General features: G+C 73.5%; 13 protein-coding genes and 1 pseudogene. 2 read left to right on the top strand and 12 right to left on the bottom strand.

Features of this window, described 5'->3' with window-relative positions; genetic code table 11:
- Window positions 1–200 (top strand): annotated as a pseudogene (locus E1281_RS28740) (hypothetical protein); the annotation flags it as partial.
- A 101-nt stretch (window positions 201–301) separates the two neighbouring features.
- Here the strand turns inward: E1281_RS28740 and E1281_RS28735 are convergent.
- The 6 genes from E1281_RS28735 to E1281_RS28710 all read right to left on the bottom strand — a co-directional run bounded on the left by E1281_RS28735 (window position 302) and on the right by E1281_RS28710 (window position 4,597).
- On the bottom strand, window positions 302–1,042 hold the full coding sequence (locus E1281_RS28735) for an endonuclease/exonuclease/phosphatase family protein (protein WP_131882844.1): 741 nt from the start codon (window positions 1,040–1,042) through the stop codon (window positions 302–304).
- Window positions 1,043–1,055: 13 nt separating this feature from the next.
- Window positions 1,056–2,024 (bottom strand): ROK family glucokinase, encoded by a 969-nt coding sequence (locus tag E1281_RS28730; RefSeq protein WP_131882843.1) that lies wholly within the window; start codon window positions 2,022–2,024, stop codon window positions 1,056–1,058.
- Between the two features lie 46 nt (window positions 2,025–2,070).
- On the bottom strand, window positions 2,071–2,499 hold the full coding sequence (locus E1281_RS28725) for a hypothetical protein (protein ID WP_131882842.1): 429 nt from the start codon (window positions 2,497–2,499) through the stop codon (window positions 2,071–2,073).
- Between the two features lie 50 nt (window positions 2,500–2,549).
- On the bottom strand, window positions 2,550–2,984 hold the full coding sequence (locus tag E1281_RS28720; protein ID WP_131882841.1) for an SRPBCC family protein: 435 nt from the start codon (window positions 2,982–2,984) through the stop codon (window positions 2,550–2,552).
- 61 nt (window positions 2,985–3,045) lie between these two features.
- On the bottom strand, window positions 3,046–3,813 hold the full coding sequence (locus E1281_RS28715) for a metallophosphoesterase (protein ID WP_131882840.1): 768 nt from the start codon (window positions 3,811–3,813) through the stop codon (window positions 3,046–3,048).
- Between the two features lie 88 nt (window positions 3,814–3,901).
- Window positions 3,902–4,597: a copper homeostasis protein CutC gene (locus tag E1281_RS28710; RefSeq protein WP_131882839.1), complete on the bottom strand. Its 696-nt coding sequence runs from the start codon at window positions 4,595–4,597 to the stop codon at window positions 3,902–3,904.
- A 227-nt stretch (window positions 4,598–4,824) separates the two neighbouring features.
- Here E1281_RS28710 and E1281_RS28705 point away from each other — a divergent pair, with 227 nt between their 5' ends.
- Window positions 4,825–6,615 carry a long-chain fatty acid--CoA ligase gene (locus E1281_RS28705; protein ID WP_131882838.1) on the top strand — a complete coding sequence of 597 codons (1,791 nt, stop codon included), beginning with the start codon at window positions 4,825–4,827 and terminating at the stop codon, window positions 6,613–6,615.
- A 23-nt stretch (window positions 6,616–6,638) separates the two neighbouring features.
- On the opposite strand, the gene E1281_RS28700 is transcribed toward E1281_RS28705, so the two are convergent.
- The 6 genes from E1281_RS28700 to E1281_RS28675 all read right to left on the bottom strand — a co-directional run.
- Window positions 6,639–7,298, bottom strand: coding sequence for an NAD(P)H-binding protein (locus tag E1281_RS28700; RefSeq protein WP_131882837.1), 660 nt, complete (start codon window positions 7,296–7,298; stop codon window positions 6,639–6,641).
- Window positions 7,299–7,449: 151 nt separating this feature from the next.
- Entirely contained in the window at window positions 7,450–9,003 is a 1,554-nt protein-coding gene (locus E1281_RS28695; protein WP_207943550.1) for a DUF1996 domain-containing protein, read from the bottom strand.
- A gap of 35 nt (window positions 9,004–9,038) precedes the next feature.
- Window positions 9,039–9,644, bottom strand: coding sequence for a DUF4142 domain-containing protein (locus E1281_RS28690; protein WP_131882836.1), 606 nt, complete (start codon window positions 9,642–9,644; stop codon window positions 9,039–9,041).
- A 172-nt stretch (window positions 9,645–9,816) separates the two neighbouring features.
- Window positions 9,817–11,328 carry an NADH-quinone oxidoreductase subunit NuoF family protein gene (locus tag E1281_RS28685; protein ID WP_131882835.1) on the bottom strand — a complete coding sequence of 504 codons (1,512 nt, stop codon included), beginning with the start codon at window positions 11,326–11,328 and terminating at the stop codon, window positions 9,817–9,819.
- Window positions 11,325–12,191 carry a hypothetical protein gene (locus tag E1281_RS28680; protein WP_131882834.1) on the bottom strand — a complete coding sequence of 289 codons (867 nt, stop codon included), beginning with the start codon at window positions 12,189–12,191 and terminating at the stop codon, window positions 11,325–11,327. Before E1281_RS28680 ends, E1281_RS28685 begins: the two co-directional genes overlap by 4 nt.
- Window positions 12,192–12,198: 7 nt before the next feature.
- Window positions 12,199–13,716 (bottom strand): M23 family metallopeptidase (locus tag E1281_RS28675; protein WP_207943549.1); only part of this gene is annotated, 1,518 nt, incomplete at its 5' end.

Here is a 13,716-nt window from a genome sequence, read left to right as displayed (position 1 = left end):
GCGCCGACCCCCTGACCAAAGGCGCCTGGGTCGCCCTGATCGGCGGCCCCGTCTACCTGCTGGTCACCGTGATCCTCGACTGGGAGGTCCCCGGCTGGGCCGCCTTCCTGGCCGTCGCCGCCTTCATCGGCGGCTTCGTCACCCTCGTCCTGCGCATGGGCGACGAGCCCCGCGACCCCGACGACGGCGCCGTCGTCTAGCGTGTTCATTGCAGTCCAGGCCCACTCCGCTATCTGGCCTGTGCGAGCGCGAATCGCTTCGCGATCTTCCGGTGAGGCTCGCCTTCGGCATCGCCTCACCGTCAGGTCGCGCGCTCGCGTGCGTGGTTGAGGTCGGCTTGGGGGACTTCCAGCTCCGCTGTCAGGGGGCGGTGGTCTGTGGCTTTGGGGTAGTCGGCTGTGAGGGTCGTGTCCGCTATCGGCACTCCGCAGCCCTTGATCCTGACTGAGGGCTCTGTGAAGACCGCGTCTATGCGTCTGGCGGGGTTGCGGGCGGAGAAGGTCGGTTCGCCTCCTGCGGGTTCGACCGCGTAGGCGTCCTGGAAGTGGCCGGTCAGGACGGTCCAGGACGGGCCGCCGGGTTCCTCGTTGATGTCGCCGGCGAGGATGACCGGGGCGCCGTAGCGTTCGCGGGCGCGGGCGAGGTGGGTGAGGATCTCGTGGACGTGGCGCAGGCGGGGTCCGTCCTTCAGGTCCAGGTGGGTGCTCGCGGCGATGAGGCGGGTTCCGGCGGTCTCCAGGACGGCGATCGCCAGCGCGCGGCGGTGCAGGCCGGGGTCCGGGGTCAGCAGGTGGAACTCGCGGGCCTCCCGGCGGACGTGCGGCGCGGCGAGGACGGCGAGCCCGCAGGCCCGCCGTCCCGCCGCGATCCGCAGGCCGCACGCCCGCGCCAGGCGGCGGCGCCGGAAGCGCCAGGCCCCGAAGCGCGGAACCTCCTGCATGCAGACGACGTCCGGGGCGATGCCGCGGACGACCCGGGCCACGGCGGCCGGGTCGTCCCGCAGCGACCGGACGTTGTAGCTCAGCAGGCGGACGGAGGCCATATCCGGACGGCGTCTAGACGATGACGTCCTGGAGGGGGCGGACGCGGGCCAGGTCCGCGGCGCCGACGATCCCCGCCGCCGAGCCCAGCTCGGCGATGCGGATGTCGGGGAGGGGGCGGTGGCCGCGGCCGGTCAGGGCGTCCTCGAACGACGCGCGGATCGGGTCGAGCAGCAGGTCGCCGGCGTCCGACAGGCCGCCGCCGATGATGAAGGCGCCCGGGTCGAGGATCGCGCTGAGGTCGGCCAGGCCCTGGCCGGCCCAGTGCGCGATGGTCCGGAAGCACTCCAGGGCCGCCTTGTCGCCCTCGCGGGCCGCCTGCGACACCTCCGGGCCGCTGATGCCCTCGGGGCGGCCGCCGCCGAGTTCCAGCAGGCGTCCGGCCATCGCGGGCGCCACCCGGGCCAGGTCGCGGGCCTCGTGGACGAGCGCGTTGCCGCTGGCGTACTGCTCCCAGCAGCCGCGGTTGCCGCAGCCGCAGCGCCGGCCGTCCGGGACGGCGCGGAAGTGGCCCATCTCGGCGCCGATGCCGAAGCGCCCCCGGTACAGCTCGCCGTTGATGATGATGCCGCCGCCGATGCCGGTGCCGAGGGCCACCAGCACGAGGAAGTTCTCGCCGCGTCCGGCGCCGAACCGGGCCTCGCCCCACGCGGTGGCGTTGCCGTCGTTCTCCACCACGACCGGCAGCCCGACCAGGCTCTCCACCTTCTCCTTGATCGGCTCCTCGCGCCAGGCCAGGTTCGGCGCGAACAGCACGGTGGCACGGTCCTCGTCGACGAAGCCCGCGGTGCCGAGGCCGACCGCCGACACCTCCTCGAACTTGCCCGCCAGCAGGTCGACGACCTCGGCGATGGTCTCGGCGGTCTCCTTGGGGTTGGTCGAGGGAGTCGGCCTGCGCACCTTCTCCAGAATCGTTCCCCGGTCGTCGACGACCCCTGCGGCGACCTTCGTGCCGCCCACATCCACGCCGATGGTCAGGGCCATGTACCCTTCCTCCTCCTCGCGCGCCCCTGCTGGAGCCCGTACCGCACTATCCGACGCCGGCGGGGCCGCCGCCCGTGGCGGCCGACCACGCGTCGCCCGTCTCCGGACGTTCCGACCGATCGGACCTACCCGCCCGGGCGCTCTTCGACGCCTCCGGCGGCCGGTTCCGGCGCGTCCGGTCGAAGGCGGCCACCACGTCCAGCGCGGCGGCCATCAGCGACTGCCCGGCCTCGTGCAGGTGGCGGCCCACGTCGTCGCCCGCCTCGCGCCCGACCGCGATCGCCCGGCAGACCGGGCAGTCGCGGCACTCGGGGGCGCCGGTGGCGATGCGCGGCTCCTCGGCGGTGGCGGTGCCCCACACGTCCGCGCCGGCGTCCCGGCCCGGGTCGCGGTCGCCTCCGCCGCTCACCCGCCTGATCAGTGCGTCGAAGAGCTTGGCCGCCTCGTCCAGGGCGCCGCCCGGCTGCTCGCTCATGAGTCCATCTTCCATCGGTCGTCGGCGTGCACGGTATCGCCTCGGGCTGTTCAGTTCTCCATGTGGCGCTTGAGGCCCTTGAGGGCGGTGTCGATGATCCGCTTCTCGCCCTTGCGCTTCACCATGCCGATCAGCGGGACGCGGACGTCCACGGCGAGCTCGTAGGTCACCTCGGTGGTCCCGTCCCGCTCGTCCAGCGTGTACGAGCCGTGCAGGCCGGTGACGACCGAGCCCGCCTCCACCAGTTCCCACACCGCCCGGTCGTCGCCCTCCCAGGTGTAGGCGAGCCCGACGGTGTCGCTGAAGGGGCCGCCGTCGAACGTCAGCCCGGCGCGGGACGGCCGGCCGTCCGCGCCCGTCTCCCGGACGGTGATCTCCCGGATGCCGCTCGCCCAGGCCGGGTACGCCTCAAGGTCGGCGATCACCGCCATGATCTCGGCCTTCCCCGCCTTGACCGTGATGGTGGAACTCGTGCGGTCCGCCATCTGCGTCTCCCTCCGGCTCGTCCTGGGCCCGCGCGGCCCGCTGTCCTAGAGAAAGTATCTTTCACACCGTCAGGACGTACGGCACGCCACGGGCCCGGAAATGGCCCACGTTCACGCATTCGGTCCGGCCGATGCGCATCCGGCTCGCGAGCGGCTGGTGAACGTGCCCGAAGAGCACGTACCTCGGCTGCGTCCGGTGGATCGCGTCCAGGATCGCCCCGCTCCCCCGCTCGAACCGGCGCGCCACCGTGTCGTACAGCAGTTCGGGCACGTCGGGCGGGATGTGGCAGCACAGCACGTCCACCCCGCCGACGGCCTCGACCTTGGCGGCGTAGGCGTCGTCGTCCAGTTCGTAGGGGGTGCGGTACTCCGTGCGCAGGCCGCCGCCGACGAACCCGAACCGCAGCCCGCCGATCTCGGTGGCCTCGCCGTCCAGCACCCGGTGGCCGTCGCGCAGATGGGCCTCCCACATGCGCGGGACGTCCACGTTGCCGTACGTCAGGTACGCGGGGGACGGCATGGCCGCGAACAGTTCGGCGTACTGGCGGTCGACGGCGCGCTCGATGTGCGGCCACGCGTCGCCGTCCAGGGACGACCACAGCCCCCGGGAGAACTCGCGGGCCTCGTCGAAGCGCTTCTCGGTGCGCAGCGAGATGAAGCGGTCGGCGTTCTCCTGGCCGAACAGGTCGGCGAAGATGCCCTGCGCGTGGTCCTCGTAGTCGACGAACAGGATCAGGTCGCCCAGGCAGATGAGCACGTCCGCGCCGTCCGCCGCGCTCGGCAGCGCGTCCGCGCGGCCATGGACGTCACTCACCACGTGGATCCGCATGAACCGACTCTAATAGGACAGACCGCCCGCGAGAACGGCCGGGTTCCGCGTCCGCCGGGCGCCTCCCGGGCGCGTGCCGGCCCGGTGGTCAGCGGGCCGCGGCGGAGACCAGGGAGCGCCACTCGCCCACGAGGGCGGGGTCCACCGGGGCGTCCCAGGCGCCGTCCGGGCGGACGGCGGTACCGACGTGGAACGCGGTGACGCCCGCGGCGGCGAGGATCGCGACGTGCTTGCGGCGCAGCCCGCCCCCGGCCATGATCATCTCCGCGGCGGCCGGGTCCTCGGCGGCGCGCCGGACCAGGACGCCGACCCCGGCGTCCACGCCGCGTGCGGAGCCCGCCGTGAGCACCGTGTCGAGCCCGCCGCCGAGGTGCCGGACGGCGTCCCACGCCGGGCCGGGGTCGGCGGCGTGGTCGACCGCGCGGTGGAACGTCCAGGGCAGCGGGGCCACGGCGGCGGCGAGCTTGCCGGTGGCGGCCGTGTCGATGTGGCCGAACGGGTCGAGGAAGCCGAGCACGAACCCGTCCGCGCCCGCCTCGGCGAGGCCCGCGGCGGTGCGCCGCAGCCGGTCCAGCTCGAACCCGGTCGTCCGGAACCCCGCGTTGGCCCGCAGCATCACCCGCATCGGCAGGGACGTGGCCTCCCGAACGGCCCCGACGACGTCAGGATCGGGAGTCAGGCCGTCGGCGGCCATGTCGGCGACGACCTCGATCCGGTCGGCGCCGCCGTCCTGCGCCGCCCGCGCGTCCTCGGCGTCCAGCGCGATCACTTCGAGCAGCGACATGGCGATCCCCCGGAACCGTTCGTGTGCGACCGGCCCCAGCGTAGGCGACCGCGCGGCGGCGGCCCGGGGGCGGCGGCCGGTCTTTGCCGGTCCGTTAACCCGGGCCGTCAGCCGATGCCGATGGGCGGTACCTCCGGGAAATACGGCTACTCGTGGGTATCATTCCTGCACGGAGAAGCCTCCGCGGCCTTCCCCGCCACCTCGAAGACCGACCATAGGAGCACGCCGTGCGCGAGTTCAGCGTCCCCGCGATGGTGGAGGTCCCCGACTCCGCCACCCTGACCGACGCGCCCTTCACCCGGGCGGGCGAGGAGCCGGGCGCCATCGTGGCGCGCCGCAAGAGCGGCGACGCCTGGAGCGCCGTCACCGCGGCCGAGTTCGCGGCCGAGGTCACGGCGGTGGCCAAGGGCCTCACGGCCGCGGGGATCGAGTCCGGCGACCGGGTGTGCCTGCTGTCGCGGACCCGCTACGAGTGGACCCTCCTCGACTACGCGGTGTGGACGGCGGGCGCGGTCTCCGTCCCCATCTACGAGACGTCGTCCCCCGAGCAGATCGAATGGATCGTCGGCGACTCCGGCGCGAAGGCCGTCTTCGCCGAGACCGGCGCGCACCTCGCCTCGGTCGAGGAGGTCCGGGGGCGCCTCCCCGGACTCGCGCACGTGTGGGGCATCGACGCGGGCGGCATCGACGAGGTCAGGGAACTGGGCGCCGGCATCGGCGACGACGTGGTCGAGGAGCGCCGCGGCTCCCGCAACGCCGCGGATCTCGCCACGCTCATCTACACCTCCGGCACCACCGGGCGCCCCAAGGGTTGCGAGATCACCCACGGGAACCTGGTCGCGACGTCCCGCAACGCCGTCCAGGGCGCGATCGCGGAGGTCGCCGTCGAAGGCAGCTCCACCCTGCTGTTCCTGCCGCTGGCGCACGTGTTCGCCCGTCTGATCCAGGTCGCCACGATCGAGGGCGGCATCGTCCTCGGGCACAGCGACATCCCGAACCTGCTGCCCGACCTCGCCTCCTTCCGGCCGACCTTCCTGCTGGCCGTCCCGCGCGTGTTCGAGAAGGTCTACAACGGCGCCGAGCAGAAGGCCTCGGCCGACGGCAAGGGCAAGATCTTCAAGGCGGCGGCGGAGACCGCGATCGCCTACAGCCGGGCGCTGGACGCCGGCCGGCCGGGCCTCGGGCTCAAGGCGAAGCACAAGGTCTTCGACGTGCTGGTGTACGGCAAGCTGCGCGCCGCGGTCGGCGGCAGGGTCACCTACGCGGTGTCCGGCGGGGCCGCGCTCGGCGAGCGTCTCGGGCACTTCTTCCGCGGCGTCGGCATCACGATCCTGGAGGGCTACGGCCTCACCGAGACGACCGCGCCCGCCAGCGTCAACCGCCCGACGGCCCTCAAGGTCGGCACGGTGGGGCAGCCGATCCCGGGCGTGGACATCCGCATCGCCGAGGACGGCGAGGTCCTCGTCCGCGGCGTCAACGTCCTGCGCGGCTACTGGAACAACGAGGCCGCCACCAAGGAGGCCCTGGAGGACGGCTGGTTCCACACCGGCGACCTCGGCTCCCTCGACGAGGACGGATACCTGCGGATCACCGGCCGCAAGAAGGAGATCCTCGTCACCGCGGCGGGCAAGAACGTCGCGCCCGCGCCGCTGGAGGACAGGATCCGCGCGCACCCGCTGGTCAGCCAGTGCCTGGTCGTCGGCGACGGCCGCAAGTTCATCAGCGTGCTCATCACGCTGGACGAGGAGGCGCTCGGCCCCTGGAAGGCCCAGCACGGCAAGGCCGGGACGATGACGGTCGACGAGCTGCGCCGCGACCCCGACGTGATCGCCGAGATCGAGGGCGCGATCGCCGAGGCCAACAAGTCGGTCAGCCAGGCCGAGTCGATCAAGAAGCACGTCATCCTCGGCGTGGACTTCACCGAGGAGGCCGGGCACATGACGCCGAGCCTGAAGGTCAAGCGCAACGTCGTGATGAAGGACTTCGCCGACGAGATCGAGTCGCTCTACACCGGCTGACCCCGCCGGCACGGGCCGGCGGCTCAGCGCAGGGCGGCGACCGCCTCCGCGACCGGGGTGTCGCCGCCCAGCAGGTCGAGGGTGCGGCGGCGGACGTCGCCGGCGTCGAGCAGCGCCGCGATGACCGCCGCCACGTCGTCGCGGGTCACGGCGCCGTGCCCGATGGGCGGCTCGGCGAGCGTGACCCGGCCGGTGGCCGGGTCGTCGGTGAGGCGGCCCGGCCGCAGGATCAGCCAGTCGAGGGCGTCCCGGCGGCGCAGGTCGTCCTCCGCCTCGCCCTTCGCCCTGATGTAGGCCTCCCAGACCTCGCCGCGGCCCGGCGCGGGCGGCTCGCCCGCGCCCATCGCGGAGATCTGCACGAAGCCGCGGACGCCGGCGCGTTCGGCCGCGTCCGCCATCAGCACCGAGGCGGCCCGGTCGACGGTGTCCTTGCGGGCCGCGCCGCTGCCGGGGCCGGCCCCGGCGGCGAACACGACCGCGTCCGTGCCGGACAGGCGGCCGGCGACCTCCGCGGTGCCCGCCGACTCCAGGTCGGCCACGACCGGCTCCGCGCCGGTGTCCCGCACGTCGCCGGCCTGGCCGGGGTCGCGGATGATGCTCAGCACCGCGTCCCCCCGCGCGGCCAGCAGCCGCGACAGCCGCAGCGCGATCTTCCCGTGTCCGCCCGCGATCACGATGTCCATGCCGCGATCGTACGGACTCCGGGCGTCCGGAGTCGCGCGGCACGCGCGAGCGCGGCCGGTGAGGCGCCGCCGAAGGTCGAAGACGGCGTCCTCACCGGCCGCGGGTCCGGGTCACCCCAGGGCGGTCCGGGCCACCCGGACGTCGGGTGGATCAGTGACCGTGCTTGGTCCTGGTCGCGGGCTCCTGGCCACCGCCGTTCTGGTTGCCGCCGTTCTGGTTGCCGCCGTTCTGGTTCCCGCCGTTCTGGTTCCCGCCGTTCTGGTTCCCGCCGTTCTGGTTCCCGCCGTTCTGGTTCCCGCCGTTCTGGTTCCCGCCGTTCTGGTTCCCGCCGTTCTGGTTCCCGCCGTTGCCCTGGCCGTCTCCGTTGATGGTGTTGACCGCCTGCTCCATCAGGTCGTCGCCCATCACGTTGATGAAGTCGCCGTGGTCGGTCACCGGGTCGTGGCCCGACTCGGGGAAGCTGTCCAGCGCGAACGCCAGCGGCTCGGCCGGCACGTCGTAGGTCAGCGTCATCCGCAGCTGCGGCACGGCCTGCGTGCCCTCGGGGCAGGCACCGGTCCGCTCGTCGGGGAAGGAGATGTGATCGCGGTGGTTGGCGCTGTCGGTGTTCTCCCCGTCCCAGCAGCTCGCGAAGTTCAGCACGCGCGTGACCAGGCTGCCCTCGGGGCAGAGCGGGTACTTGTCGGTGAACGCGCGCTCCTCGAAGCCGGTGCACGTCCACTGCGCCTTCGCGTTCTGCAGGCCGTTCGTCACGGCCTTGGCGTCGCCGGTGGCCATCCGCAGGAACGGAGGCATCGCGGTCACCTGGCTTTGGGCGTTGCCCAGGAACTGCAGGCGCACCTCGGTCGGCTCGACGATCCTGCCGACGTTGCCGTCAGCGGTGCTCTGCTCGGCGACTTCGCGTTCCGAGTTGTCCTGGCCGTTGCGGTCCCGGACGACCGGCCAGTAGTACGTCGACTTGTCGCCGCTCTGGCAGGTCGTCCCGGCCGCGGCCAGGGACTCGTCCGTCGAGAAGGCGTCCGTGTCGAGGTTGCCGACGTAGTCGTGGATGTGGTGTGCGCCGTTCTCGACGCCGGGCGCGGCGACCACGTTGTCGGGGTTGCTGTGCGCCTGCCCCTCGTTCGTGCCGCAGTCGCCGACGTTGAACACGCCCGTCGACCCCTGCCGGGTCGCGCGCGGCTGCCGCACGCGCGGCGCCTGCGCGATCGGGACATACTGGTCGGCCCGCAGCTCGGGGATCTCGATCTCCTCCTCGCCGTCGCCTTCCTCTCCGTCGCCCTCGCCGCCGTCGCCTTCCTCGCCGCCGTCTCCTTCGTCACCTTCTCCTTCGTCGCCGCCGTCACCGGGAGGCTGCTCGCCGTCCCCAGGGGGCTGTTCGCCGTCACCTGGGGGCTGCTCGCCGTCACCGGGCGGCTGCTCGCCATCCCCGGGGGGCTGTTCGCCGTCTCCCGGGGGCTGCTCGCCGTCTCCCGGGGGCTGCTCGCCGTCACCGGGCGGCTGCTGGCCGGGCTCCTGGCCGCCGCCGGGGTCGCCGGGATTGCCGACGTCGTTGATGTCGCCCCCGTCGAGGTCCGAACCGCCGGCGGCCGGCGAGCTCGCGCCGGGCTGCGGGGCCGCGGTGCCGCCGGGCTCCACCTGGCACGCCGACGCGACAAGGGCGAGCGCCGGGATCATCACGGCGAAGGCTTTTTTCCTACTTCCCATGGAAAGGTACTCCCTTTTGCGGGGTGGGATGTACGTCATTTCAGGGCACGCCTGGGGACCAGGCCCGTGCTCTCCAGCAGCGACATGTGCGTGTTCACGAACTTCATGGAGCGTTCGGCGAACGCACGGACCTCGCTGTTCTCGGACTGCGAGCGCACCTTGGCGATGACGGTGAAAACCGCCCCGTGCGCGGCGCGCAGCCGGTGCACGAAGATCTTGTCGTAATCAGCGCCGAATTTGCCCGACATCTCTCTTAGATATGCCTTCTGGGTCCCGTTCGGCTCGTTCGGGAGGAGCACGCCGAGCTTGTCCGCGGTCGTGCGGGCGTCCGCATCCAGCTGCACGTGCTGCTGCCAGATGATCTCGGCGACCTCTCTCACCCGTGGGCTGGAGGCACGCTGATGTGCCTGCTGGCCCGCGGGTATCTCCCACAGGCCGGCCTGCCGCACCGCGACAAGCAGCTGTCTGTCCAAAGTGCTCAGCCGTCCCCAGCGAGTGTTCACGGTGCCGCCGAGGTTCGCCGCTCCGCTGGTGGGGACGCCGACCGGGTTCATGACGACCACGAAGGCCGCCCCCACGGCCGCGACGGCCGCCAGAATCAGCAGCGGACGGCCGAAGCGAAAGCGCGGGAGCCTTCGCATTTCAGCGGTTCCGTAAGATTTCCTCAAGGGAACTTCTTCCTCCTTTCGAGGATCTCTCGATGGGCCCGGCGCGGGTTCGGAGGGTAATACGCACCGCACCGGGTCCGGGGTTCAAGTGCACTCATCTTTTTCCTCTTTTCTCCTGGCCCGGAATCGGTCCTCGTGCCGCGGGTCAGCGCCGCGACGGCATGCCCGGGACGCCGTCGACGACGCGCAGCGCCAATGCGGGGCACATGGCCACCGCCTTCTGCACGTCCTTCTCCATCCACGAGGGAATGTCGGTCCCGAGCACCACCGGGAAGCCGTACCGGTCGAGTTGGATCAGTTCCGGGACGACGTAGGCGCACAGGCCGTGCCCGTCGCAGCGGCTCCAGTCGATCGCCACCCGGCCCTCCGAGCCGTCGGGCACCGGCAGCGGCAGGACGCCGTAGGTCGACAGGCCGCAGCCGCCGCCCCACCGGTGCTCGTCGATGTCGGCGGCGAACGCCTCCATCGCCGAGAGCACGAACCTGGCGGTCCCGTCGGGATGGGTGCAGGCGCCCCGGCCCCGGCCCACGCCGGCGGCGCGGCGGACGTCCTCCACCGTCCCGGCCCCCTCGGTCAGGGAGTTGAGGGACCGCACGACGTCGGGCAGCCCGAGCCGGCACGGCCCGCACTGCCCGGCCGACTGCGCGGCCATGTAGGAGGCGATCCGGGTGACCTCGCCGAGCGGGCAGGTGCCCTCCGCCAGCGGCAGGATGATCCCGGCGCCGACCGTCCCGCCGACCCGGCGCATCCCGGCGCGCGACAGCAGGGCCCGCGACACCGCGGCGCGGCCGAGCCACATCCCGTGGTAGCCGCCGACGAGCACGCCCGGCGACGGCGGCACCCGGCAGTGGCCGAGCACCGCCTCCAGCGGAGTGCCGAGCGGTGCCTCCACCACCTGGGTACCGCCGATGGTGAGCATCGTGGTGCCCGGTTCGTCCTCGGTGCCGGTCGAGGCGTACAGGTCGGGGCCGAGGGAGACGAGCACGGCGAGCTGCGCGAACGTCTCGGTGTTGGACAGCAGCGTCGGGTAGCCGTCCACACCGGAGTCGGACGCGCGCACCTTGACGCCCGGCGGGATCGGCGTCTCCCCGTTGATCGCGCGGACCACCGCGCCGCTCTCCCCCGAGATGAACCGCTCGCTCACGCGGACGACCCGCGCGGGCATGCGCCGCTCGCTGATCGCGGCGCGGACCGAGCGGGCGGCCTCGTCGTCCTCGACCACCACCACGATCCGCTGCGTGCCGAGCGCGGCCGCGGCGATCTGGGCGCCGTCGAGGACGAGGTGCGGCGCCCGGCCGAGCAGGACCTTGTCCTTGGAGCTGCCGGGCTCGCCTTCGGCGCCGTTCACCACGATGACGACGTCCTCGCTGGAACCGCGTCCGCCGGCCTTCTCCCCGGGCAGGAGCGCGCTCTGGTCGGAGGTCGGGTAGTTGACCCGCGCCGCCACGGCCATCAGCTTGCGGGCGAACGGGAAGCCGGCGCCGCCGCGTCCCCTCAGGTCGACCTGCTCGCACATGCGGACGACGTCGTCCAGCTCCGGTGCGAGGAGCTTGCCGTGCACGGCCAGGTGCCGGTCGAGGTCGAGCCGGTCGAACCGGTCGAACCCGAGCGTCAGCCGCGGGCCGCCGATGCCGGAGACGGTGACGGCCGACGTCATCGGTAGGCCTCGGTGTCGGGTCCGCCGCCGTACACGGGCATGCCGCGCGGATCCTGGACCGTGCCGCGCGGGTCGTCGAAGTCCTCGAACTCGCCGTAGTCGTCGTAGCCGTCGTAGGGGCCGGCCTCCCTGGCGCGGGCCGCCGCGGCAGCGCGGGCCTCCTCGTGCTCCATCGCCGCCATCGCGCGCCGGTCGCGGCGGCGCCCGGCGCCGTCCGGCCGGGTGAACGGGTCGATCTCGTCGCCGACCCGGTTCAGCTCCCGCGGCTTGACCACCACGATGAGGCGGGTGACCAGGGCGAGCACGACGAAGACGACGCTCAGCACGTAGGAGAGCACGACCCAGTTCGCCGCGGCCCGCCCGGTGATCAGGCCGTGCACGATGGCGAACGGCCAGGCGATGTAGGCCAGGGCGTGGATCGACCGCCACACCCACGCCTTGCCGCGGAACGCGAACCGCGCCCGCAGCATGCCGGTGACGACGATGACGAGCAGCAGGTCGAACGCGATCGTGCCGAGCCCGACCGCACCGCCCGTCGGGATGACGATGTTGGCGGGCACCGCGAGGCCCGCCATCACCTTCACCGACACGTGCGCGAACAGCATCGCGACCGCCACGATCGCGGAGGCGCGGTGCAGCGCCTGCGCGAGGACCCGGTGCCGGATCTTCAGGATCAGGCGGTCGGTGGCCAGCAGGCCGCTCATGACCGCGATGGTCAGCGCCACCAGGGCGAAGACGCCGGCGAAGAAGTTCAGGAAGTACTGCACGTTCGCGACCGCGACGGCGCCCTGGGGGGTCGCCGCGCCGATGAGCACCAGCACCGCGCCCGCGAGGACGAGGCGCAGCGCCCAGGTGGGGACCATGGGATCATCACTGCTGCGAGTTCGCACCGCTCTGACTCCTGTTCTGGGTAGCGCCCGCCGCCGGGGCGCGAGACGATCCGGCGCCGTCGTCCTGCGACGGGCGGGGGGACGGCGATGACGATGGAAGGTCGTCCCCCACGGGGGCGCGGCCGAGGTTGGCCATCAGTCCCCCGGGAAGCACCTGGAGAGCACCTCGTTCGGCGAACCCGAGGAGGGGGTTGGCCCGCTCCCGGAACGTCCATCCGCCGATCTGCGCGCCGTCGAGCGGGACGATCCCGCCGCCGCTGCGCAGCCCGAACCCGACCTCGGCGCGCGGTGAGGCGGCCCCGCCGCAGGGCCGGTCGGTGCCGGTGCGCCCGAGCGGGGCGCCCTGGCTGACGACGCCGCCGTCGCGGACCCGCGCCACGCCCCGCAGGTGGTAGTAGGTGCTGGCGACGCCGCTCGGGTGGATCAGCATGATCAGCGCGTTGCCGGTCGAGTCGGCGCAGAACCGGTACAGGCGGCCGTCACCGGCCGCGACGACGCGCCCGTCGCCGCCCGAGAACGCCAGCGAGCCCAGCGGGCGCGCGGTGCTCTCCGCGGTCGTCATCGTCCAGGCCTGGCCGACCTTCCACGGCAGGACCAGCCCGTCACCGGCGCGGGTGCCGTTGACGAGCGCGGTGGCCTGCGCGCCGGTGACGGAGCTGTACCGGCGCAGCGCGCGGACCTCCGCCGCGGGCAGGACGTTCGCCGGCGCGGCGTCCAGCAGGGCGCCGAACTCCTTGCTCCCCGACAGCGCGACCTGCCAGCTCTCGCCGGTCCAGCGCGCCGCGTAGAACGCCACCTCGGGCGAGGCGGCGCTGCCGGTGGGGACGGGAAGCGCGGTGGTGCCGAGGACCCAGCCGTTGTCGGCGCTCGTCCGGGAGGTGTCCACGATCGGACGGCCGCCCGCCGGCGCGCCGTAGGACTCCTGGGCCGCGGCGCCGCGCTGGTCGATCGTCAGCTTGCGCACCTGCGCGGACAGCACCCCGAGGTTCGGCGGGGACTTCTGCGTGGTGCCGCCGCCCTGTCCGGGCCGCTGCGGCTGCTGCGGCCGCTGCCCGGCAGGGGCGCCGCCGCCCCCCTGTGGCGGAGCGATCGCGCGCTCCGCGCCGGCGGGACCGGAGTCCCGGCCGATCGGCCCGCCGTCCAGCAGCGCCCGCTCGGCGATGCCCAGCAGGGACAGGCCGACGGCGGTGGACAGCACGATCGCGCCGACGCTCATGCGGTCGGCGGGACCGCGCCCGCGCCGCGGCTTGGCCTTCGGGCCGGGCCGCGGCGCCACCGGGCGCCTGGGCCCCGGCGGCCCGGCGGGCTGCCGGGACCGGGTCCGCCGCCGGGGCGGCTCCTCCAAGCGCCGAGCACGGGGCCGCTCCGGGCGCCGCGGCCGTCCGGAACGCGGCCGGAACTCCCGCGACCGGTCGCTCCCCGGCCCGAGCCCCTCGCTCCGCGCATCGAACCGCCGCGTCCGCGCATCGGTCCGCCCATCACGAGGCCCGGCCTGCCG

It is taken from the genome of Actinomadura sp. KC345 (assembly GCF_004348515.1).
Classification (GTDB): Bacteria; Actinomycetota; Actinomycetes; order Streptosporangiales; family Streptosporangiaceae; genus Spirillospora.
This window is presented reverse-complemented; position numbering and strand designations above follow the sequence as displayed.